The organism is Luteimonas sp. A649 (assembly GCF_054072735.1).
Genome location: NZ_JBSVRQ010000001.1, coordinates 1513014 through 1533848 on the forward strand (window position 1 = coordinate 1513014; position 20835 = coordinate 1533848).

At 70.7% G+C, this 20835-nt stretch carries 19 protein-coding genes and 2 pseudogenes; 5 read left to right on the forward strand and 16 right to left on the reverse strand.

Going from position 1 to position 20835, the window contains the following annotated elements; translation table 11 throughout:
* Positions 1-53: 53 nt before the first annotated feature.
* From glmM to ACW5E8_RS07025, 7 genes are read right to left on the reverse strand one after another with little or no spacing between them, the layout of a single operon-like run.
* Positions 54-1421: a phosphoglucosamine mutase gene (gene glmM, locus ACW5E8_RS06995; RefSeq protein WP_456964744.1), complete on the reverse strand. Its 1368-nt coding sequence runs from the start codon at positions 1419-1421 to the stop codon at positions 54-56.
* On the reverse strand, positions 1418-2308 hold the full coding sequence (gene accD / locus ACW5E8_RS07000) for an acetyl-CoA carboxylase, carboxyltransferase subunit beta (RefSeq protein ID WP_456964745.1): 891 nt from the start codon (positions 2306-2308) through the stop codon (positions 1418-1420). Before accD ends, glmM begins: the two co-directional genes overlap by 4 nt.
* 45 nt (positions 2309-2353) lie before the next feature.
* Positions 2354-3196 (reverse strand): tryptophan synthase subunit alpha, encoded by an 843-nt coding sequence (trpA, locus tag ACW5E8_RS07005; protein ID WP_456964746.1) that lies wholly within the window; start codon positions 3194-3196, stop codon positions 2354-2356.
* Positions 3193-4407, reverse strand: coding sequence for a tryptophan synthase subunit beta (trpB, locus tag ACW5E8_RS07010; RefSeq protein ID WP_456964747.1), 1215 nt, complete (start codon positions 4405-4407; stop codon positions 3193-3195). The genes trpA and trpB overlap by 4 nt, the downstream gene beginning before the upstream one ends.
* Complete coding sequence (locus tag ACW5E8_RS07015) at positions 4404-5090, reverse strand: phosphoribosylanthranilate isomerase (protein ID WP_456964748.1); 687 nt, start codon at positions 5088-5090, stop codon at positions 4404-4406. Before ACW5E8_RS07015 ends, trpB begins: the two co-directional genes overlap by 4 nt.
* A gap of 1 nt (position 5091) precedes the next feature.
* Positions 5092-5916, reverse strand: coding sequence for a tRNA pseudouridine(38-40) synthase TruA (truA, locus tag ACW5E8_RS07020; protein ID WP_456964749.1), 825 nt, complete (start codon positions 5914-5916; stop codon positions 5092-5094).
* A gap of 45 nt (positions 5917-5961) precedes the next feature.
* Entirely contained in the window at positions 5962-7818 is a 1857-nt protein-coding gene (locus ACW5E8_RS07025) for a type IV pilus assembly protein FimV (RefSeq protein ID WP_456964750.1), read from the reverse strand.
* A 331-nt stretch (positions 7819-8149) separates the two neighbouring features.
* Between ACW5E8_RS07025 and ACW5E8_RS07030 the strand changes: the two are divergent.
* Positions 8150-8263: pseudogene (locus ACW5E8_RS07030) on the forward strand (hypothetical protein); the annotation flags it as partial.
* Between the two features lie 136 nt (positions 8264-8399).
* The gene (locus ACW5E8_RS07035; protein WP_456965291.1) at positions 8400-8549 is read left to right on the forward strand and encodes a hypothetical protein; all 150 of its coding nucleotides are present in this window, start codon (positions 8400-8402) and stop codon (positions 8547-8549) included.
* 12 nt (positions 8550-8561) lie between these two features.
* Here the strand turns inward: ACW5E8_RS07035 and ACW5E8_RS07040 are convergent, their stop codons facing one another.
* From ACW5E8_RS07040 to prmB, 5 genes and pseudogenes are all read right to left on the reverse strand, one after another.
* Complete coding sequence (locus ACW5E8_RS07040; RefSeq protein WP_456964752.1) at positions 8562-9578, reverse strand: aspartate-semialdehyde dehydrogenase; 1017 nt, start codon at positions 9576-9578, stop codon at positions 8562-8564.
* 49 nt (positions 9579-9627) lie between these two features.
* Positions 9628-10935 (reverse strand): APC family permease, encoded by a 1308-nt coding sequence (locus tag ACW5E8_RS07045; RefSeq protein ID WP_456964753.1) that lies wholly within the window; start codon positions 10933-10935, stop codon positions 9628-9630.
* 21 nt (positions 10936-10956) lie between these two features.
* The gene (locus ACW5E8_RS07050; RefSeq protein ID WP_456964754.1) at positions 10957-11970 is read right to left on the reverse strand and encodes a 2-hydroxyacid dehydrogenase; all 1014 of its coding nucleotides are present in this window, start codon (positions 11968-11970) and stop codon (positions 10957-10959) included.
* Complete coding sequence (aroC, locus tag ACW5E8_RS07055) at positions 11963-13078, reverse strand: chorismate synthase (RefSeq protein ID WP_456964755.1); 1116 nt, start codon at positions 13076-13078, stop codon at positions 11963-11965. The genes ACW5E8_RS07050 and aroC overlap by 8 nt, the downstream gene beginning before the upstream one ends.
* Positions 13079-13181: 103 nt before the next feature.
* Positions 13182-14096, reverse strand: a pseudogene (gene prmB / locus ACW5E8_RS07060) (50S ribosomal protein L3 N(5)-glutamine methyltransferase); the annotation flags it as partial.
* 106 nt (positions 14097-14202) lie between these two features.
* Here prmB and ACW5E8_RS07065 point away from each other — a divergent pair.
* From ACW5E8_RS07065 to ACW5E8_RS07075, 3 genes are all read left to right on the forward strand, one after another.
* Positions 14203-14850, forward strand: coding sequence for an SCO family protein (locus ACW5E8_RS07065; RefSeq protein WP_456964756.1), 648 nt, complete (start codon positions 14203-14205; stop codon positions 14848-14850).
* On the forward strand, positions 14847-15692 hold the full coding sequence (gene asd / locus ACW5E8_RS07070; protein ID WP_456964757.1) for an archaetidylserine decarboxylase: 846 nt from the start codon (positions 14847-14849) through the stop codon (positions 15690-15692). The genes ACW5E8_RS07065 and asd overlap by 4 nt, the downstream gene beginning before the upstream one ends.
* Positions 15693-15763: 71 nt before the next feature.
* Positions 15764-17572, forward strand: coding sequence for a DEAD/DEAH box helicase (locus ACW5E8_RS07075; protein WP_456964758.1), 1809 nt, complete (start codon positions 15764-15766; stop codon positions 17570-17572).
* 7 nt (positions 17573-17579) lie between these two features.
* On the opposite strand, the gene ACW5E8_RS07080 is transcribed toward ACW5E8_RS07075, so the two are convergent.
* From ACW5E8_RS07080 to ACW5E8_RS07095, 4 genes are all read right to left on the reverse strand, one after another.
* The gene (locus ACW5E8_RS07080; RefSeq protein WP_456964759.1) at positions 17580-19424 is read right to left on the reverse strand and encodes a GGDEF domain-containing protein; all 1845 of its coding nucleotides are present in this window, start codon (positions 19422-19424) and stop codon (positions 17580-17582) included.
* A 9-nt stretch (positions 19425-19433) separates the two neighbouring features.
* Positions 19434-19730 (reverse strand): hypothetical protein, encoded by a 297-nt coding sequence (locus ACW5E8_RS07085; RefSeq protein WP_456964760.1) that lies wholly within the window; start codon positions 19728-19730, stop codon positions 19434-19436.
* A 1-nt stretch (position 19731) separates the two neighbouring features.
* Positions 19732-20544, reverse strand: a complete 813-nt coding sequence (locus ACW5E8_RS07090; protein WP_456964761.1) for an SAM-dependent methyltransferase — start codon at positions 20542-20544, stop codon at positions 19732-19734.
* An 87-nt stretch (positions 20545-20631) separates the two neighbouring features.
* Complete coding sequence (locus ACW5E8_RS07095) at positions 20632-20808, reverse strand: hypothetical protein (RefSeq protein ID WP_456964762.1); 177 nt, start codon at positions 20806-20808, stop codon at positions 20632-20634.
* Positions 20809-20835: the final 27 nt, after the last annotated feature.

The following is a 20835-nucleotide window of genomic DNA, read 5'->3' on the forward strand; positions in this document are numbered from 1 at the left end:
CCCCGGCGGGGGCGCAGGTCCGCAATGATACCGCCCGCCCGGAAGTTTCGATCTCAGGCGACGGCGCGTACCGCCTCGGCCAAGCGCTCCAGGGTGGCCGCCACCAGGGCCTCGTCGTCGGCCTCCACGGTCACGCGCACCACCGGCTCGGTGCCCGACGGGCGCAGGAACGCGCGCCCTCGGCCTTCCACGGCCCGCTGCGCGTCGGCCAACGCCGCCTGGACGCTCCCGGCCTCGACCGGCCTTGCGCCATTCGCGATGCGCACGTTGACGGTGCGCTGCGGCACCTTGCGCAGGCCGCGCAGCGCTTCCGCCAGCGACATCCCGCGCCGGTGCAGCACCTCCAGCACCTGCAGGGCGCTGACGATGCCGTCCCCGGTCGTGGAGCGGTCCAGGCACAGCAGGTGGCCCGAGGCCTCGCCTCCGAGGATGCCGCCGTGCTCGATCAGCGCCTTGTGCACGTAGCGGTCGCCGACCTTGGTGCGCATGAAGCCGATGTCGCGTGCGGCGAGCGCCTGCTCCAGCGAGAAATTGGTCATCAGCGTCCCGGCCACGGGGCCGCGGAGGCGGCCGCTCTCCTGCCAGTCGCAGGCCAGCACGTAGACCAGGTCGTCGCCGTCGCGGACCACGCCGTCACCGTCGACGAACATCACGCGGTCGCCGTCGCCGTCGAAGGCGATGCCAAGTTCCGCGCCGGTGGCGCGCACGCGCTCGGCCAGGCCTTCGGGATGGGTCGAGCCGACGCCGTCGTTGATGTTGGTGCCGTTGGGATCAACGCCCATCGCGTCCACGCGCGCACCCAGCTCGCGCAGCACCATCGGACCGATCTGGTAGGTGGCGCCGTGGGCGCAGTCGACGACGATGCGCATGCCGTCGAGGTCGAAGCTGCGCGGCACCGATCCCTTGCAGGCCTCGACGTAGCGGCCCACGGCGTCGCGCGTGCGCACCGCCTTGCCCAGCTGGTCGGCCGCCACGGTGCGGAACGGCTGCTCGAGCGCGGACTCGATCGCGAGCTCGGTCACGTCGTCGAGCTTCTCGCCCATGGCCGAGAAGAACTTGATGCCATTGTCGTGGTGCGGATTGTGCGACGCCGAGATCACGATGCCGCCGTCTGCGCGCATCGAATGCGTGAGGTGCGCGACGGCGGGCGTCGGCATCGGCCCCATCAGCTGCACGTCGACGCCCGCGGCCACCAGGCCGGCCTCGAGCGCGGCCTCGAACATGTAGTTCGAGATGCGCGTGTCCTTGCCGATGATCACGAGCGGCTTGCGCCATTCGCCCCCGCCCTTGAGCGATGCCAGCAGCGCGTGGCCGTAGGCGTTGCCGAGGCGCAGCATGAAATCGGCAGAGATCGGGCTCTCGCCTACCCGGCCCCGGATGCCGTCGGTGCCGAACCAGCGCCGCGCTGCAACGCCGCTCACGACGCGGCCACTTCGTCGGCCGGCGGTGCCGGACGGCGCATCAGCATCGCCAGCAGGGCGGCCATCCGCTCGCGCAGTTCGCGGCGGTCGCAGATCTGGTCGATGGCGCCGTGCTCGACCAGGAACTCCGAACGCTGGAACCCTTCGGGCAGTGTCTCGCGCACGGTTTGTTCGATCACCCGCGGGCCAGCGAAGCCGATCAGCGCCTTGGGCTCGGCGAGGTTGATGTCGCCCAGCATCGCGAACGAGGCCGAGACGCCGCCGGTGGTCGGGTGGGTCATGACCGAGATGTAGGGCAGTCCAGCCGCGCGCAGCCGACCAAGCGCGGCCGAGGTCTTGGCCATCTGCATCAGCGAGAACAGGCTTTCCTGCATGCGAGCGCCGCCGCTCGCGGAGAAGTTGACGAAGGGCGAGCCGATCTCGAGCGCACGCTCGGCGCCGAGCGTGAAGCGCTCGCCGACCACCGAGCCCATCGAGCCGCCCATGTAGGCGAAATCGAAGGCGCTGGCGACGATCGGGCTGCCCTTCAACAAGCCTTCCATCGCAATGAGCGCGTCACGCTCACCGGTGGACTTCTGCGCGGCCTTGATGCGGTCGGCATAGCGCTTCTGGTCGCGGAAGCGGAGCACGTCGACCGGGCCGAGCGCGGCGCCGATCTCGCGGCCGCTGCCGGCGTCGAGGAAGGCCGCCAGGCGCGCGCGGGCGCGGATGGGCATGTGGTGGGCGCACTTCGGGCAGACCTCGAGGTTCTCCTCGAGCTCGGGCCGGTACAACACCGCGCCGCAGCTGTCGCACTTCTCCCACAGCCCCTCGGGCACGCTGCGCTTGCGTGCGGGGCTGCCCTCGGTGCGGATGCGGGCGGGCATGAGTTTTTTCAGCCAGGACATGCGTGTGCTGTGATCCTATGCGGCAAAGCCGCGAACCGGGGGAGTTTAGCCCACTGTCCCGGCCGCGCCGGCATCCAGCGCGCTGCGCAGGGGGGCCAGGAAGGCGGCGGCCGCGGCTGCGGCGTGGCCGCTTCCGGCGGCGGCCATCACCTTGACCAGGGCGCTGCCGACCACCACGCCGTCGGCGTCCACGGCCATCGCAGCGGCGCTGGCGGCGTCGTGGATCCCGAAGCCGGCCACCACCGGCACGGGGCTGCGGGCGCGGATGGCGCGCAGCTGCGCGGCCGCGGCGCCGGCATCCAGGCGCGCCGAGTCACCGGTCACGCCGGCGAAGCTCACGTAGTACAGGTAGCCCTGCGCCAGCGAGCAAAGCATCTCCACGCGCTCCGGGCCGGTCGTGGGCGACGCCAGCAGCACCAGGGCCACGCCATGGGCGGAGAAGGCCTTGCGGAACTCCGTGGCCTCCTCTGGCGGCAGGTCCACCAGCAGCACGCCGTCGACGCCGGCATCGGCCGCGGCCCTGGCAAACGCCTCGGGACCCCGGATCTCGATCGGATTCAGATAGCCCATCAGGGTCACGGGGGTATCGTCGTCGCGCTGCCGGAACTCGCGCACCCGCTCCAGCACCCAGGCCATGCCGGCGCCCCGCGCGAGCGCGCGCTCGGAGCTGCGCTGGATGGTCGGGCCATCGGCCATCGGATCCGAGAACGGCACCCCGAGTTCGATCGCATCCGCTCCGGCCGCGACCATCGCGTGCATCACCGGCACGGTGTCTTCGAGACCCGGGTCGCCGGCGGTGATGAAGGGCACGAGCGCCTTGCGTCCCGCGGCGCGCAGGGCGGCGAAGCGGCGCGCGATGCGCGGCGCCACCTCGGCGACGGCGCTCATACCTCCACTCCTTCGCGCGCGGCGATGGTGTGTACGTCCTTGTCGCCGCGGCCGGACAGGTTGCAGAGCACGAGAGCGCCCTTCGGCATGTCGCGCGCGAGCTTGATCGCCTGCGCCACTGCGTGGCTCGACTCGAGCGCAGCGAGGATGCCCTCGGTCTTCGCCAGCAGGTGGAAGGCTTCCAGGGCCTCGTCGTCGTCGACGCCGACGTATTCGGCGCGTCCGGTATCGGCCAGGAAGGCGTGCTCGGGGCCGACGCCGGGGTAATCCAGGCCTGCCGACACCGAGTGCGTCTCGATCACCTGGCCGTCGTCGTCGCAGAGCACGTAGGTGCGGTTGCCGTGCAATACGCCTACGCGTCCGGCAGAAATGGACGCCGCATGCCGGCCACTGGCCATGCCCTCGCCCGCCGCCTCGGCGCCGACCAGGCGCACGCCGCGGTCGTTGAGGAAGGCGTGGAAGATGCCGATGGCGTTGCTGCCGCCGCCCACGCAGGCGGTGACGACATCCGGCAGCCGGCCGTGGCGCGCGAGCATCTGCATGCGCGCCTCGCGCCCGACCACGGCGTTGAAGTCGCGCACCATGCGCGGATACGGATCGGGGCCGGCCACGGTGCCGATGATGTAGAAGGTGTCGGCGACGTTGGTGACCCAGTCGCGCATCGCCTCGTTGAGCGCGTCCTTGAGCGTCGCCGAGCCACTGGTCACCGGCACCACCGAGGCGCCGAGCAGCTTCATGCGGTAGACGTTGATCTTCTGGCGCTCGATGTCGGTGGCGCCCATGTAGACCACGCACTCCAGGCCCAGGCGCGCGGCGACCGTGGCCGACGCCACGCCGTGCTGTCCGGCGCCGGTCTCGGCGATGATCCGGGTCTTGCCCATGCGGCTGGCCAGCAGCGCCTGGCCGATGGTGTTGTTGATCTTGTGCGCGCCGGTGTGGTTCAGGTCCTCGCGCTTGAGCAGGATGCGCGCGCCGCCGACGTGGCGGGTGAGGCCCACGGCTTCGTAGATCGGGCTCGGGCGACCGACGTAATCGGCCAGGTCGGCCTCGAAGGCGGCCACGAAGGCGGGATCGGCGCGCGCGGCGTCGTAGGCGGCAGCCAGCTCCTGCAGCGGCCCGGCCAGGGTCTCGGCCACGAAGCGGCCCCCGTGGCGGCCGAAGTGGCCGCTGGCGTCGGGGAACGCATGGAAATCCTCGGGCATGTCGCTCATCGCGCACCTTCTCCGTGGGTTGTCGCGTCATCGTCCGCGCGACAGTCGGCGCGGCGCACCTCGGTCACGAAGGCACGCATCAGGTCCCCGTCCTTCTGGCCGGGCGCGGCTTCGATGCCGCTGCTCACGTCCACGCCCCAGGGCATGGTGGCGGACACGGCATCGTGCACGTTGGCCGGCGACAGGCCGCCCGACAGCAGGTAGGGACGGGTCAGGCCGGCAGGTATCGCGGACCAGTCGAAACGGCGCCCGCTGCCGCCGTCATGCCCGCCGCCATGGCTGTCGAACAGGAACGCGGATGCATCGGGAAAGGCCGCCATCAGCGCGGGGCCGCTGGCGGGTGCGCCCTCGCCCATGCCCACCGCCTTGATCCACGGCACGTCGAAGCGGCGGCAGAAGGCATCGTCCTCGTCGCCGTGGAACTGCAGCAGGCTGGGCCTGACGTGCTTCACCACCTCGCGCACTTCGTCGGCACTGTTGTTGCGGAACACGGCCACCGCGTCCAGCAGCGGCGCCAGCGCCTTGCGCAGCGCACGCGCTTCAGCGACATGGACGCGGCGCGAACTGCCGTGGGCGAAGACGAAGCCGACAGCGTCGACGCCGAGTTCGCCAGCCAGGCGGACATCGCCGGGGCGGGTCAGGCCGCAGAACTTGATGCGGGTACGGAACAGGGTGCGGGGCATGTCAGGGGCGTGGCAGGGGAAGGGGGAGCAACGGGCCGGCAGCGGCCAGCGTGACCTCGTCGGGAAGGCCGCAGTCGGCCGGGTACAGCGGTCCAAGGAACACCAGTCCACCTGCCGGCGCCGTTGGACCGGCGATGGTGCGATCGCGCGCAGCCAGCACCTCTGCGATCCAGTGCACAGGACGGGATCCCTCACCGACCGCGAGCAAGGACCCGACGATATTGCGGACCATATGATGCAGGAAAGCGTTGGCCTGGATCTCGACGATGATCACGTCGCCCTCGCGGACGACGCTGATCTGCTGCAGGTCGCGGCGCGCATGCGGCGCCTGGCAGTGGACCGTGCGGAACGAGGTGAAGTCGAACTCGCCGACCAAGGCCTGGGCCGCGCGGTGCATGGCCTCCGCATCCAGCGACCTCCGGCTCCACGACAGGTACTGGTGGCCCAGCGCGGGACGCACCGGGCGGTTGAGGATGCTGTAGCGGTAGCGGCGTGCACGCGCGGAAAAACGCGCATTGAAGTCGTCCCCGACCTCGCTGCACCAGCGCACCGCCATCGACGGTGGCAGCAGCGACGTGGTGCCCAGCATCCAGTTGCGCGGCACGCGCCCGGCCTCGCTGTCGAAGTGCACGACGTTGCAGCGCGCGTGCACGCCGGAGTCGGTGCGGCCTGCGCAGATGGTTGCCACCGGGGTGTTCGCGACCTTCGACAGCGCGGCTTCCAGCGTCCCCTGCAGCGTCTCCAGGCTCTCCACGCCGGCCCGGGCCAGGCGCTGCCATCCCAGGAAAGCGCTGCCGTCGTATTCGATGCCAAGGGCGTAGCGCATGGTGTCGACAGACCGCCGCGCCGCGGCCAGGCCGCGGCGGGTTCGTCAGGCGATCCCTTCCAGCAGGCGGGACGCCTCGGCGCGGGCAGCGGGCTCGCCGGCGTCGGCCACCTCGCGCAGCAGGTCGCGCGCGGTATCGATGTCACCGAGGTCGATATAGGCGCGTGCCAGCTCGATCCGCTCGGCACCGCCCGGCGCGGGGTTGAGCGATGCGATCACCGCGGCGTCCGCCGCATCCCGGCCCGCGTCCGTGGCCGGAGGCGACTGCGTCGGCGGTGTCACCGGGGCCGCCACCGCGGTCGACAGGGGCGCGTCGGCGTGCCAGGTCGGGGCCGCAGCTGCCGGCACGGGCCTGGACACCGCTGCAGGAGCGGGGACAGCGTCATCCGGACCGGCTTCCCGGCGCGGCGCTGGCGACGGCGTCGCAGCCGCCAGCGTCTCGGAATCGAAGCGCGGACGCGGCGTCGGACGCGGCGCGCGCCGTACGAGCAGCCACGCCACGGCCACCACCACCAGCAGGCCAAGGCCGATCCACAGCCAGGGCAACCCGCCGGCCTGGTCCGCTGTGGGCGCCGGCGTCGCCGGGACTTCGGACGCACTGGCCAGCCGCTCTTGCGCCGCGGCCATCTCGCTGTCCTTCATTTCGATCAGCTGCGCCTGCTGTGCCTGCAGGCGCTCGAGGTCGGCGACGCGGGCCTTGAGCTCGGCAACCTCGGCCTCGCGCGCGGCCAGGGTTTCCTGGTTCTGTTGCAGTTCCTGTTGCATTTCCTGTCGCAGCATTTCGCCCTCGCCACCGGCCTGGATGCCGGATCGTATGCCTGCCTGCTGCCCGCCCGCGGCCGACGGCGGCACGATTTCAAGGCGCGCATCCGCGGTTCGTGGAGCCGGAGCCGACTGCGCACCCGCGCCGGCAGCATCCGCTTCGGAGGCGCCCTCGCCCGCCGCGGCTACCGCATCGGGCTGGGGTGCCGGCTGCGTCATGTCACGCCATGCCGCAATCTGCTCACGCATCAGCGCGCGTGATTCGCGCAGGTCGAGCCCGGCGATCTCGCTGCGATCCGGGATGCGGAGCACCGCGCCCTGGCGCACTAGGTTCAGGTTGTTGGCGATGAACGCCTGCGGATTGGCACGGAACAGGGCCACGATCGCCTGTTCACGGCTGATGCCGTCGCCCACCAGCTGCTGGGCGATCGCGCCCAGGGTCTCGCCGGACTGCACCGGACCGTATTCACTGGCCTGCGCCGATGCAGCCGCGGGCGGCGCGGGGGCGGGGGCCGAAACAGCCGGTGCGGGCGCGGGCGCGGGCGCAGGCGCGGGCTCGGGTGCGGAAGCAAGCTCGGCCGCTGGCTCATCCTGGCCCTCGGCATCGGTCGCGACGGCTTCGTTTGCCGGCGTCGCGTCCGCAGCCGCCGTCCCGCCGTCCGCGATGCTGGCTTCGGGCGCCCGCACGATCGTGTTCGACGGCGCGGAGACAGGGGCCGCGACGGCCGGCTGCGCCGGTGCCGACACCGTCTGCGGCGCATCGACCAGGGCGGAATACTCGCGCACCAGGCGCCCCTGCCCCCAGTCGACCTCGACCAGGAAGGTGAGCGCCGGTTGTGTGACGGGGTCGCGCGTGGTGACCCGGATCACCGGATTGCCGCGGACGTCCAGGGCCACCGTGAACTGCAACCCCGATACCGTTTCATCGGGTGCCGGCAGGCCGATGCGGCGGAACGTGTCGGGCGATGCCAGTCGTGCGCGCAAGGCGTCGAGCTCGGCCGGATCGGTGGAAATGACCTGGATCTCGGCCAGCAGCGGCTCACCGGCGCGCGATTTGACCTCGATGCGCCCCAGCCCCAAGGCCAAGGCCTGCCCGGCGAACAGCACCAGTGCCAGCCCGAAGGCGGCCGCCCATGCCATCGCGCGTATGGATCGCAGCTTCTTGATGACGCTTTCCCCCGCGGATATCCCGAAGACTCTAGCGGTGCCGGGGCGCAATTGGCAATCTCCGACGCGGCAGGCGCACCCAATCCACGTGCACTACGGCACGTGGCCGGCCGCGGTATCGTCGCCGTCGTGGTACCGGTGGCCGATGTCCAGCCCGCAGGGATCAACTCATCGGAGCAAGCATGAACATCGAGCCGCGAACCGCGCGCGTGCCACGGGGAACGACCGCCTGCTCAGCGGACTCATCATGGCGGTCGTCACCTTCTGGCTGTTCGCGCAGTCGGCGCTGAACATCGCGCCGGCGATGCGGGAAGGCCTCGGCACCAGCGTCAGCCTGATGAACACCGCCGTGGCCCTGGCGGCCCTGTTCTCGGGAATCTTCACCGTCGTCTTCGGTGGCCTCACCGACCGCGTCGGGCGGCTCAGGATGGTCCGCATCGGTCTTCACCTGGGCATCGCCGGCTCGCTGCTCATCGCCGTGGCGCCCCGGCAGCCTGGGCGCCGCGGCGCTGCTTTGCGGCCGCGCGCTGCGGGGCCTGTCCGCCGCCTGCATCATGCCCGCCAGCCTGGCGCTGGTGAAAACCTGCTGGGACGGCACGGAGCGGCAGGCGGCGATCGTGGCGCTGCTGGTCAACGTGCTCCTGCTCGCAAGCGCCACGGCCGTAGTCGCGCTCACGATCCCGAAGACCCCGCGCGCGGACTGAGGCGCGCCTGCCTCAGCCTTCCGCGACCACCAGCTCGGCCACCTGCACGGCATTGAGCGCCGCGCCCTTGCGGATGTTGTCCGCGACCACCCACAGGTCCAGCCCGCGCGGATGCGAGAGGTCCTCGCGGATCCGGCCGACGAACACGGCATCGTGGCCCGATGCGTGCGTCACCGGCGTCGGGTAGCCGCCGTCGGCGCGCTCGTCGACCACTTCCACGCCGGGAGCGGCCTCGAGCAGCGCGCGCGCTTCGGCGGCGGTGATCTTCGCCCGGGTCTCGATGTGCACGGCCTCGGCATGGCCGTAGAACACCGGCACCCGCACCGCTGTCGGGTTCACCTGGATGGACGCGTCACCGAGGATCTTCTGCGTCTCCCAGACCAGCTTCATCTCCTCGCGGGTGAAACCGTTGTCCATGAACTCGTCGATGTGCGGAATCAGGTTGAACGCGATCTGCACCGGGAAGCGCTTCGGCTCCGCTCCCTGGAAGCGCAGCAGCGAAGCGGTCTGCCGGCCCAGTTCCTCCAGCGCCGAGCGGCCCGCGCCGGACACCGACTGGTAGGTCGCGACGTTGATGCGCTCGATGCCCACGGCGCGGTGGATCGGTGCCAGCGCCACCACCATCTGCATCGTCGAGCAGTTGGGATTGGCGATGATGCCGCGCGGGCGATTCTTCGCCGCGTCCGGGTTGACCTCGCTCACCACCAGCGGCACGTCGTCGTCCTGGCGGAAGGCCGAGGAGTTGTCGATCACCACCGCGCCGACGGCGGCGAATTTCGGCGCGTACTCCTTCGAGATGGCGCCGCCCGCGGCGAACAGCGCGATATCCACGCCCGCCGGGTCGAATTCCGCGAGGTCACGGACCACGACTTCCTCTTCGCCGAAGGCGACCACGCCGCCCGCCGAGCGCGCACTGGCCAAGGCGACGAGTTCGCGGACCGGGAAATTGCGCTCGGAGAGGATCGCGAGCATCGTTTCGCCCACCGCGCCGGTCGCGCCGACCACGGCCACCTTGTATTGCTTGCCCATGGGGGGCCTCCGTCTGCTGTCCCGCGCGACGGCGCCGCGCAGCCATGCATTATCGCGCCTGCGGCGCCCGGATGCGCAGACGCCCCCACCACAGCAGCACGAAGCCCAGCGCCATCGCGATCCCGACATCGCGCAGCTCACGCGCGCTGCCCTGGGCCAGCAGCCACGCAATGACGGCCAGGGCCACCGCCACCGTGCCGATGCCGCCCGGGGCGCGGAACAGCGCCGGGGCCACGTCCGTGCGCCGCCGCAGCATGGCCACCGCGGCGCAGGTCGCGCCGTAGGCCAGCAGCCGCGTGAGCGTGCTGATCGCCACCGCCGACAGGAACGAACCCGAAAGCGTCAACACCAGCATCGCCAGCGCAGTGAACACGATCGCCACGTGCGGCGTGTGGTGGCGTGGATGCGTGCGCGCGAACAGCGCGGGCAGCTCGCTGTTGCCGGCCATCGCGAACAGCAGCCGCGGCGCCGCAAGCACCAGGCCATTGAGGGTGCCGGCGATGGACACCAGCGCGCCGACCACCACCACGCTGGCACCTGCCGTGCCGGCGAAGCTTCCGGCGGCGTCGGCCAGCGGCCGCGTCGATGTCGCAAGCCCGGGCAGCGTGCCGATGCTCACCACCTGCACCAGCACGTACAACGGCACGATCACCGCGAGCGCTGCGAGGATCGCGAACGGCAGCGTGCGCCGCGGGTCCCGGACTTCGCCGGCGGGCACCGTCGCGGTCTCGAAGCCGGTGAACGCGAATACCAGCAGCAGCATGCCGGCGGAGAAGTCGTCGAGCGCCGGCGCATCGCCCGGCACCAAGCGTGCCGGCTCCACGAACCACAGGCCGATGCCCACGAACAGCAGCAGCGGCACCAGCTTGCCGACGGTGAACACGTTGGCGACGATCGCCGCGGGCCGCACGCCACGGATGTTCACCCAGGCGATCAGCGCCACCACGCCCGACACCAGCACCACCCGCCAGGCCGGCGACGTCGCAGCTGGCCAGAACCAGGCCAGGTAGTCGAGCAGCAGGTTGCACAGCGCCGCGAACGCGGTGACCCGCGTCAGCCAGACCAGCCAGCCGACCTGGAAGCCGGCGACCGGCCCGAAGGCCTCGCGCGCGTAGAGGTAGGGCCCGCCGGTGCGCTCGAAGCGGCTGCCGACTTCGGCGAAGCACAGCACCACCAGCAGCACCAGCAGCGCGCATGCGAGGTAGGCCAGCAGCGCCCAAGGGCCCAGCAGCGCATGCACGCGCGACGGCAGGCCGAAGATGCCGGCGCCCACGACGGCGTTGATGAAGAGCGCGACCATGCTGGCGCGGCCGATGCCGCGGACCAGGCCTTCCCCGGTGCGGGCAGCGTCAGTCACGCCTGGCCGCGCCGCCGTTGATCACGACCGTCCGCCATCCCTGTCGACCGGTCGCGGCGTGACGGAGTCCGGCGGATGCCCCGCATCGGGTCCATGGCCCATCGCCGCCACCAGGTTGTCGACCGCCAGCGACACCATCGCCCGTCGCGTGGGCAGGCTGGCACTGGCGATGTGTGGTGTCAGCACCACGTTGCGGCAGGCGACGAGGCGCGGATTGACCGCAGGCTCGCCCTCGAACACGTCCAGGCCGGCCGCGGCCAGGCGGCCTGCCTGCAGCGCGTCGGCCAGCGCGTCCTCGTCGATGAGGCCACCACGGGCGATGTTGGTCAGCGTCGCACCAGGCTTCATGCGCGCGAGCGCCGCCGCATCGATGACGTGGTGATTGGCCGGCGTGTAGGGCAGCACCAGCACGAGATGGTCGGCTTCCGCGAGCAACGCATCGCGCGCGACCCAGGTCGCGGCGCACTCACACTCCACTGCATCCGGAAGCCGGCTGCGGTTGTGGTACAGCACGCGCATACCGAACCCCCGCGCGCGCCGCGCGATGCCCTGCCCGATGCGTCCCATGCCGAGGATGCCCAGCGTGCTGCCGTGGATCTCCACACCCAGCAGCTGGTGGAAGCCCCAGCCCTGCCAGCGGCCCTCACGCAGCCAGTGCTCGGCCTCGGTGATCCGCCGCGCCGCGGCCATCATCAGCGCGAAGCCGAAGTCGGCCGTGGTCTCGGTCAGCACGCCCGGCGTGTTGGTGGCGATGATGCCGTGCGCGGCCAACGCATCCACATCGAGGTTGTTGTAGCCGACGCCGACGTTGGCCACGGCGCGCAGCCGCGCTGCGCCGGCGATCTCCGTCGCGCCGATGCTGTCGTTGAGCGTGACCAGGGCGCCGTCGGCACCGGCCAGCGCCGCCGCGATCGCGTCCGGCGCGTGGTCGGTGACGCGCAGCGTGCGCGTGACATCGAACCACTCGTCCAACCGCGCTTCGATGTCCTCGTACAGGGGCTGCGACACCCAGACCTTCGGCCTGGGATCAGCCATCGACGGATCCGTCGCGCGACGCCGGGATGCGCGGTGCAACGTCGCCCACGTCGCCGCACTGCGCACGGTGGCGCAGCGCCTGGTCCATCAGCTCCAGCGCCATCATCGCCTCGCAGATCGGCGTCGCGCGGATGCCGACGCAGGGGTCGTGCCGCCCGGTGGTCACGATGTCCACCACGCTGCCTTCGACGTCAACGCCCGCCACCGGCAGGCGCAGGCTGGAGGTCGGCTTGAACGCGATCGAGCACACCACCTGCTGGCCGCTGCTGATGCCCCCCAGCACACCGCCAGCGTGGTTGCTCAGGAAGCCGTCGGGCGCCATCGCGTCCCGGTGTTCGCTGCCCTTCTGCGTGACGGACGCGAAGCCGTCGCCGATCTCCACGCCCTTGACCGCGTTGATCGACATCATCGCCGCGGCCAGTCCGGCATCGAGCTTGCCGTAGACGGGTTCGCCCCAGCCCGGCGGCACGCCGTCGGCAACCACGGTGACGCGCGCGCCGACGGAATCGCCGGACTTGCGCAGCGCATCCATGTACGCCTCGAGCTCGGGCACCTGGGCTGCGTCGGGCCAGAAGAACGGGTTGTGTTCCACCACGCTCCAGTCGTGGCCGCGCGGAGTGATCTCGCCCAGCTGCGCCAGGTGGCCACGCACGTGCACGCCATGGCGTTCGCCCAGCCACTTCTTCGCGATCACCGCCGCCGCCACCCGCATCGTGGTCTCGCGTGCAGAGCTGCGGCCGCCGCCACGGGGATCCCGCACCCCGTACTTCTGCCAGTAGGTGTAGTCGGCATGGCCGGGTCGGAACTGCGCGGCGATCCCTGCGTAGTCCTTGCTGCGCGCGTCGGTGTTGCGGACGAGCAGCGCCAGCGGTGTCCCCGTGGTCACGCCCCCGTACACGCCGGAAAGAATCTCGACCGCGTCATCCTCGCGCCGCGCCGAGGTGTGCCTCGTGCGCCCGGTCGCGCGGCGCTCGAGGTCGTGCGTGAAGTCTCCGGGCGCCAGGGCGATGCCGGGAGGACAGCCGTCGACCACGCAGCCGATCGCCGGCCCGTGTGATTCGCCAAAGGTGGTGACGCGCAGCAGCTGCCCGAACGTGTTCACCGCCATGCCCCGCGCGGCTGGCCGGCGGGCGCGCACATCAGAACAGGTCGCCCGCCCCGGACACGGCACCGTGCTCAGGGGATGGAACAGCGCGCGCCGCCGCCCCTGTACGCTCCGCGGCCAGGGCCGCGATGCGGGCGTTGTGGGTCACCAGGTCGTGCCGTTCGACCACGAACACGCCCATCTGCCCGACCTTGAACTCCACCCACATCAACGGCAGCTCCGGCAGCAGCCGGGACAGCGCCCGCTCGGCCTCGCCGACCTCACAGATGAGCAGCCCGTCCTCGGACAGGTGCAGCGGCGCGTCACGCAGGATCGCCAGCACCAGGTCGAGTCCATCGTCGCCCGCGCGCAGGCCCATCTCGGGTTCGTACGAATACTCGCGCGGCAGCGCGTCGGTCTCGTCGTTGGTGACATAGGGCGGATTGGTGACGATGAGGTCGTAATGCTCGCCCTGCAGCGACGAGAACAGGTCCGAGCGCATGAAGCGGACGTTGTGCACGTCCAGGCGGCGCTCGTTCTCGGCAGCGAGGGACAACGCGTCGTCGCTGAGGTCGACACCGTCGACGTGCCAGTCGGGGTTGTAATGTGCCATCGCCAGCGCGATGCAGCCCGAGCCGGTGCACAGGTCGAGCGCGCGGCGCACGTCGCGTCCGGCGAGCCAGGGCTCGAAGCCGGATTCGATCAGTTCGGCGATCGGCGAGCGCGGCACCAGTGCGCGCGTGTCGCTCTTGAAGCTCAGGCCGGCGAACCAGGCTTCCCCGCAAAGATAGGCCGCGGGGATTCGCTCCTCGATGCGACGGATGAACAGCCCCAGCACCTCTTCCTTCTCGGCCTCGGTCACCCGCGCCTGGCCGTAGACGGGATTCAGGTCGTGCGGCAGGTGCAGCGCGTGCAGGGTGAGCTGGGTGGCTTCGTCCAGCGCGTTGTCGTAGCTGTGGCCGAACGTCAGCCCCGCCGCGTTGAAGCGGCTGGCACCGTAGCGGATGAGGTCGATGATGGTCTGGAGCTGATGGGTCGTCATGGCGCGCGGTCACGGCGCTTTCGCCGGGTCCGGCAGTATAGGCGAGCAATGCGCGCCACCGCGCGCCGGCCGTTATGATGTTGCGCCCCCAACGCACCGAGGCCCCATGTTCAACCGCAGCTTCCTGATCGTGCTCGTGATCGCCTTGGCGGCCGGCCTCGGCCTGGTGGCCTCGCAGCGCTGGTTCGGGGGCGACGCCGCCCCGGTGGGCCCCGAGCTCGAAACCGTGCGTCTGTTCCCGCAGCCGCGCGAGCTGCCGCCCTTCGCGCTGCAGCAGTCCGACGGCACCCAGCTGGTGCCGGGCGAGCTGCACGGCCACTGGACCCTGGTGTTCCTCGGCTTCACCCACTGCCCCGACGTGTGCCCGACCACGCTTGCGGAACTCGCGCAGGCGCAGAAGCAGTGGGAGCCGCTGCCCGAGGCGCTGCGCCCACGGGTGCTGTTCGTCTCCGTCGACCCCGAGCGCGACAGCCCCGACCGCATCGGCGAGTACGCCGCGTTCTTCCATCGCGACACGTTGGCCGCCACCGCCGACATCCCCGCGCTGGAAGCGTTCGCGCGCTCCCTGTCGCTGGTGTTCATGAAGGTGCCGCTGTCCGACGACGCGCCCGCCGACCAGTACACGATCGACCATTCCGCAGCGCTCGCCCTGCTCGACCCCGAGGGCCGCATGGCCGGCGTGGTGCAGGGACCCCTGGACCCGGCGGCGATCGCCGCCGACCTCACCGCGCTGACCGGAGTCGCACCGCAGTGAGCCTCACGACCACCCTGACCTACGCGCTGCCGCACCGGTTGCTGTCCGCGGCCGCGCGTCGCCTCGCCTATTCCGACAATCCGCGGCTGAGCCGCTGGCTGATCGACACCGTGGTGCGCCGCTTCCAGGTCGATCTCGCGGAAGCGGCCCAGCCCGACCAGGCCGCCTACCCCACCTTCAACGCGTTCTTCACCCGGGCGCTGGGGCCGGAGGCGCGCCGGGCGGATCCGGACCCTGACGCGATCCTGATGCCCGCCGACGGCCGCATCAGCCAGTGCGGACCGATCCGCGAGGGCCGCATCTTCCAGGCCAAGGGACGTTCCTTCACCGCCGCGGAGCTGCTGGCCGACGCCACCGCCGCGGCCCCCTATGACGATGGCCTGTTCGCCACCGTCTATCTTTCGCCGCGCGACTACCATCGCGTGCACATGCCCTGGAACGGGCGCCTGCTGCGCACCGTCCACGTCCCCGGCCGTCTTTTCAGCGTCGGGCCGGCCGCGGTCGCACGCGTGCCGCGCCTGTTCGCGCGCAACGAACGCCTGGTCTGCCATTTCGCGACCGACTTCGGGCCCATGGCCGTGGTGATGGTCGGCGCCCTGCTGGTCTCGGGCGTGGAGACGGTCTGGAGCGGCGAGGAGATCCCCGCCTATGGCGACCGCGTGGACAGCAAGGATTACGTGGCGGACACCGTGGAACTGGCGCGCTTCGAGGAAATGGCGCGCTTCAACTACGGCTCCACCGTGATCGTGCTGCTGCCACCCGGAGTGGCCGAACTGGCGGCCGGGCTGGGTCCGGAAACCCCCGTCCGCCTGGGCCAGCGCCTGGCCACGCGACTGCCCTGACACCGCACAGGCGCCGGGAGGCGTAGAATCTGCGCCCCTTATGGCCGTCCCGGCCCCGCACAAGGCCGCAGATGAGTTCCGACGCCCCCACCACCCCGCTCTTCACCGACCTCGGCCTGCCGCAGCCGCTGCTGCAGGCGCTCGCCGCCGTCGGCTACGAGGCCCCTTCGCCGATCCAGGCCGCCACCATCCCGCCGCTGCTGGCCGGCCGCGACGTGCTGGGCCAGGCCCAGACCGGCACCGGCAAGACCGCCGCCTTCGCGCTGCCGGCGATGGCACGCCTGGACCCCGCCGCGCGCAAGCCGCAGGTGCTGGTGCTGGCGCCGACCCGCGAACTCGCGATCCAGGTGGCCGAGGCCTTCCAGAAGTACGCCGCCTTCCTGCCCGGCTTCCAGGTGCTGCCGATCTACGGCGGCCAGGGCTACGGCCCGCAGCTGCAGGCGCTGCGCCGCGGCGTGCAGGTGATCGTGGGCACGCCCGGCCGGGTGATCGACCACCTCGAGAAGGGCTCGCTGGACATCTCCGAGCTGCGCCTGCTGGTGCTCGACGAGGCCGACGAGATGCTGCGCATGGGCTTCATCGACGACGTCGAAGCGGTCCTTGCGCGCACCCCGGCGACGCGCCAGGTGGCGCTGTTCTCGGCCACCATGCCGCCGCCGATCCGGCGCATCGCCCAGACCTACCTGAAGGATCCGGTCGAGGTCGCGATCAAGTCCGCCACCAGCACCGCGCGCAACATCCGCCAGCGCTACTGGATGGTCAGCGGCACCAACAAGCTCGACGCGCTGACCCGCATCCTCGAGGCCGAACCCTTCGACGGCATGATCGTGTTCACGCGCACCAAGATCGCGACCGAGGAGCTGGCGGAGAAGCTGCAGGCGCGCGGCTTTGCCGCCGCCGCGATCAACGGCGACATCGCCCAGGCCCAGCGCGAGCGCACCATCGCCCAGCTCAAGGACGGCAAGGTCGACATCCTGGTGGCGACCGACGTCGCCGCGCGCGGGCTCGACGTCGACCGCATCAGCCACGTGCTGAACTACGACGTGCCCTACGACACCGAGAGCTACGTCCACCGCATCGGCCGCACCGGCCGCGCCGGGCGCAGCGGCGAGGCGATCCTGTTCATCGCCCCGCGCGAGCGCAACCTGCTGCGCGCGATCGAGCGCGCCACCCGGCAGCCGATCGAACAGATGGAGCTGCCGAGCGTGGAGACGGTGAACGACGCCCGCATCGTCAAGTTCAAGCAGTCGATCACCGAGACCCTGGCGACGGGCGAGCTGGGACTGTTCCAGTCGCTGGTCGAGGACTACGAGCGCGAGCACAACGTCCCGGCCGTCGAGGTGGCCGCCGCGCTTGCGAAGATGGCACGCGGCGACGTGCCGCTGCTGCTCGAGCCGCCAAGGCGCGATCTGCGTCCGGCACCCGCGTTCGATCGCGCCGAGCGTCCGGCGCGCCACGACCGCCCGGAGCGTCCCGACCGCCCCGCCTTCCCGAAGAAGGAGCGCGTGGCGCGCGCGCCCTCGCCGGGCATGCAGACCTTCCGCGTCGAAGTCGGCTACGACCACGGCGTGAAGCCGGGCAACATCGTCGGCGCGATCGCCAACGAGGCCAACATCGAGTCGAAGCACATCGGCAGGATCGAGATCTTCGAGGACCACAGCCTGATCGACCTGCCATCCGGCATGCCGCCCGAAACCATGACCCACTTGAAGGGCGTGTGGTGCGCGGGCCAGCAGCTGCGGATCACCGTGGACGGCGAGCCGCCGGATACTTCGGGAGGCAAGCCGGCGGGCCGCAAGCCGTTCGGAAAGAAGCCGTTCGAGAAAAAGGCGTTCCCGCCGCGCAAACCGCACCGCAAGGGTCCGGCCCCTTCGCGCTAGGCGGTCCTCAGAGGGCGGCGACCCTGTTGCGCGCGTCGGCTTCGGCTTCCACGCCGGCCGGCATGCGCTCGTGCAGCTCCTCGACCACCACCCGCGGAAGCTCGTGCACGCAGACGCGGTTGCGGCCCTCGCGCTTGGCGCGGTAGAGCATGCGGTCGGCCTGGGACATCATCGCGGTGAGGTCGCGGCCGGCGAGCTCGCTGGAGGTAACGCCGAAGCTTGCGGTGACGGTGAACACGTGACCGCTGCCGGCCGAGTCGATGGACGCCAGCCGTGACCTGCACTCCTCGGCGACGTGGCGCGCGCGTGCGACGTCGGCACCGGGGATGAGGATCGCGAATTCCTCGCCGCCGATGCGCGCGAAGCAGTCGCGCGGCGTGCACAGCGCGCGGCAGACTTCGACCACGCGTACCAGGGCCCAGTCGCCGGCGGCGTGGCCGAAGTCGTCGTTGATGAGCTTGAAGCCGTCGAGGTCGAACATTACCAGCGATACGGTTCCCTCCCCCTGCGCGGCGAGCATCTGCTTGGCGCGCTGGGTGAAGAAATGGCGGTTGCGGGCGCCGGTGAGCGGATCGTTCTCGGCAAGATGGCGCAGCGAGCGCTGCATGCGCTTGGTCTTGAAGGCCCAGTAGCAGATCGTGGCCAGCGCCAGCAGCAGGAGCAGCACGATCAGCCGCGAATTGGTCGCCTCCTGCTCCTGCACCCGTTGCTGCAGCTGCAGGACCTCGTTCTGCTGGTTGAGCAGCTCGATCTGCTGGTTCTTCTGGTTCGTTTCCTGGCGCACGATCTGGTAGGCCAGCTCGCGCGTCTTGACCTCGTTCAACCAGGCCTTGTCGGCCTCGGCATGCTTGCGGTAGTACTCCAGCGCCTCCTGAGGACGCCCCGCGCGCTCGGCGATCACGTACAGCACGCGGTAGGCATCGGCGATCGCACGGGCACCGTCGATGCCGGCGGCCTGGGCAACGGCCGCTTCCGCGCTGCGAACCGCGCCCTGGATGTCGCCGCTCTCTTCCAGGAGCACGGACAGCAGCGAGCGATATTCCGCTATGAGCCACGGATAGCCGATGGCCGTCACCTTGTCGACGGTCTGCTGCAGCAGCGTGATCGCTTCGCGCCGCTTGCCGGTGGCCGCCAGGTGGCGTGCGATGTTGGTGCGGATGATACCGGCGACGACGCCCTCGCCGATCGCATCGCATTTCGCCAGGATTTCTCGCGCGTCCCCTTCGCCATCACCCAGCTGGCCCAGTCTCAGGCGCGCCTCGAGGCTGAAATGGCCGGCGAAACAGGCTGCGCGCGGTGCCGGCGAATCAGCCAGGGTCTCGGCGGCATAGGTCTTGGCCAGCGTGTACTGCCCGAGCTGGTTGTACAGCGCCGCCGCCACGTTGGTGCCGTCATGGCGGATGTCCCGGTCTTCGACCTCGTGGCGCATCGGCAGCGTTTTCTCGAGGAAGCGCAGGCCTTCCGCGAAGTCGCGGTTGATCGCGAAGCTGTTGGCCACCAGCGACCCGGCGCGGAAGCGCAGATCCGGATCCGCAGCCTCGTGGAACAGCGTCTGCGCACGCGCGATGCCGGCAGTGACATCGTTGCCGAAAAGCACGAGCCAATAGGCCCGCAGGTACTGCAGCCGCTGCACTTCGGCCAGGTCCAGCGAATCGCGGCGTGCGTAGAGCTGCTCGAGCGCCTGGCCGAAGCGGACGCGGTCCGAGCTGCGCAGGGCATCGGCCTGGGCGAGCAGCTCCCGGATATCGGTCTTGTCATCAGCGGGCGCGACGGGGTCCGACGCGCCAACAGATCCGGTCGCCCCGCAAAGTGCGGCGAGGACGACGATGACGATGGCGAAGGTCCGCGTCACTTGCGCAGATCACTCGCCCGCCGGCGAGCGATCCTCCCGATCGGGCACGTCCCGTTCGTCGCCGTCGCCTTCGCGGTCGGGCGAGCGCAGCGGAACTTCTTCGCTGTCTGGCGTGCAGATCGCGCAGACCATGCGCGGGCGCCCGCCGAGCAGGTCGCCCAGACCCATCGCGTCGCGTCGCAGGAGGGCATCCCGCAGGGCGGGAGTGGCGTCGAGGGACTCGACCGCAGCCTGGTAGGCCGCTGTCGAGCCGAGGATCGCCGGGGCACGGCCGATCGCGTCGAGGAACTGGATGGTTTGCGTCATGTCAGGTGTATTCCTGCAGTTCGGGGTTTGATTCCACCGCGGCATCGAGGACGGCGAGGCGTTCAAGCATCGCTTCGTCGCGCTGCAGCGGAATCGCGGGAGGTACCACCAGGGTGGTCTGCAGGTCCATGCGCGCACCAGGGAACGCCGACAGCGGCAGTTCCTCGATGCGGGGCGTGGAAATCGGCAGCGTGGCGGCTTCGTAAAGGATCACGGGATGGTCCAGGGGATAGTCTTCGGCCAGGCGTTCCACCAGCAGTTGGCGATGCGCCCGCCCCGTAGCAAAACGGCTTGTGGAGCGATCCCCGGCCACCCCGACCTGCCACAGCACCAGGCAGGCGGACGGATCCACCCGCCGGCGGTAGAACATGAACTGGCTGGCCTCGAAGTGCTGGCAGCCATGCATGCCCGGATCGATGCCGAGATCGGCGTAGAGGCAGTCCTCGGCGGACACGCCCGGCTCCATGACGGCTTCGAACCCTTCGCGGCGCGCCTGCGCGATGGCGCGGTGCGGCACCAGCGCGAACACGCCGGGATGGCCATAGAACGCACCGCAGACGCGACGCCCCGCGCGGACCTCGGCCAGCATGGCCTCGACCATTTCGCGGTAGGTGTCGTGCCGGGACTTGCCCTCGTCGTAGAGGGGCTGCAGGCTGCGGACGTCGGGATGCATCTGCTGCAGCCAGAGTTCGACCAGGGGATCGGAGACGGCAGCGAACACGACCTCGGCCTGTTCGATGGTCGCACGCGCACGCGGGCCGATATGCGCGCCCAGCATCATCCCGGTACCGACACAGGCAAGACTTCCAGCCACTGCCCAGCCCCCATGGGCCATCCAGGCCCGTTCAGCTGAGCCTAGCAAACAATCCACCGGGGCGTCAGCCCGGTTCCCGACCGCTCGTCAGGGGCCCAGGACGTGGATGACTTCGTCGAGCGGTGGCCAGCCCAGGAGCGGGGCCAGCCACCAGTAGGCGGCGACCAGGATCAGGACCCACAGCGCGAGCTTCAGCACCACGCCGGCGACCTTGAACGCCAGGTAGAGGCCGATGATGATCGCGACCAGGCCAAGCCAGGTCATGCGCGATGCGGCGCCGGAGCGGTGCGG

Excerpts from the sequence above, each read along its gene's own strand:
- aroC (WP_456964755.1), bottom strand. The coding sequence starts at position 13,078 with ATGGCGGTGAACACGTTCGGGCAGCTGCTGCGCGTCACCACCTTTGGC.
- trpA (WP_456964746.1), bottom strand. The coding sequence starts at position 3,196 with ATGAGCGCCGTCGCCGAGGTGGCGCCGCGCATCGCGCGCCGCTTCGCC.
- ACW5E8_RS07085 (WP_456964760.1), bottom strand. The coding sequence starts at position 19,730 with ATGACGCAAACCATCCAGTTCCTCGACGCGATCGGCCGTGCCCCGGCG.
- accD (WP_456964745.1), bottom strand. The coding sequence starts at position 2,308 with ATGTCCTGGCTGAAAAAACTCATGCCCGCCCGCATCCGCACCGAGGGC.
- ACW5E8_RS07075 (WP_456964758.1), top strand. The coding sequence starts at position 15,764 with ATGAGTTCCGACGCCCCCACCACCCCGCTCTTCACCGACCTCGGCCTG.
- ACW5E8_RS07025 (WP_456964750.1), bottom strand. The coding sequence starts at position 7,818 with ATGGCATGGGCGGCCGCCTTCGGGCTGGCACTGGTGCTGTTCGCCGGG.
- trpB (WP_456964747.1), bottom strand. The coding sequence starts at position 4,407 with ATGAGCGACATGCCCGAGGATTTCCATGCGTTCCCCGACGCCAGCGGC.
- ACW5E8_RS07040 (WP_456964752.1), bottom strand. The coding sequence starts at position 9,578 with ATGGGCAAGCAATACAAGGTGGCCGTGGTCGGCGCGACCGGCGCGGTG.
- ACW5E8_RS07065 (WP_456964756.1), top strand. The coding sequence starts at position 14,203 with ATGTTCAACCGCAGCTTCCTGATCGTGCTCGTGATCGCCTTGGCGGCC.
- ACW5E8_RS07050 (WP_456964754.1), bottom strand. The coding sequence starts at position 11,970 with ATGGCTGATCCCAGGCCGAAGGTCTGGGTGTCGCAGCCCCTGTACGAG.
- ACW5E8_RS07035 (WP_456965291.1), top strand. The coding sequence starts at position 8,400 with ATGCCCGCCAGCCTGGCGCTGGTGAAAACCTGCTGGGACGGCACGGAG.
- truA (WP_456964749.1), bottom strand. The coding sequence starts at position 5,916 with ATGCGCTACGCCCTTGGCATCGAATACGACGGCAGCGCTTTCCTGGGA.
- ACW5E8_RS07015 (WP_456964748.1), bottom strand. The coding sequence starts at position 5,090 with ATGCCCCGCACCCTGTTCCGTACCCGCATCAAGTTCTGCGGCCTGACC.
- ACW5E8_RS07095 (WP_456964762.1), bottom strand. The coding sequence starts at position 20,808 with ATGACCTGGCTTGGCCTGGTCGCGATCATCATCGGCCTCTACCTGGCG.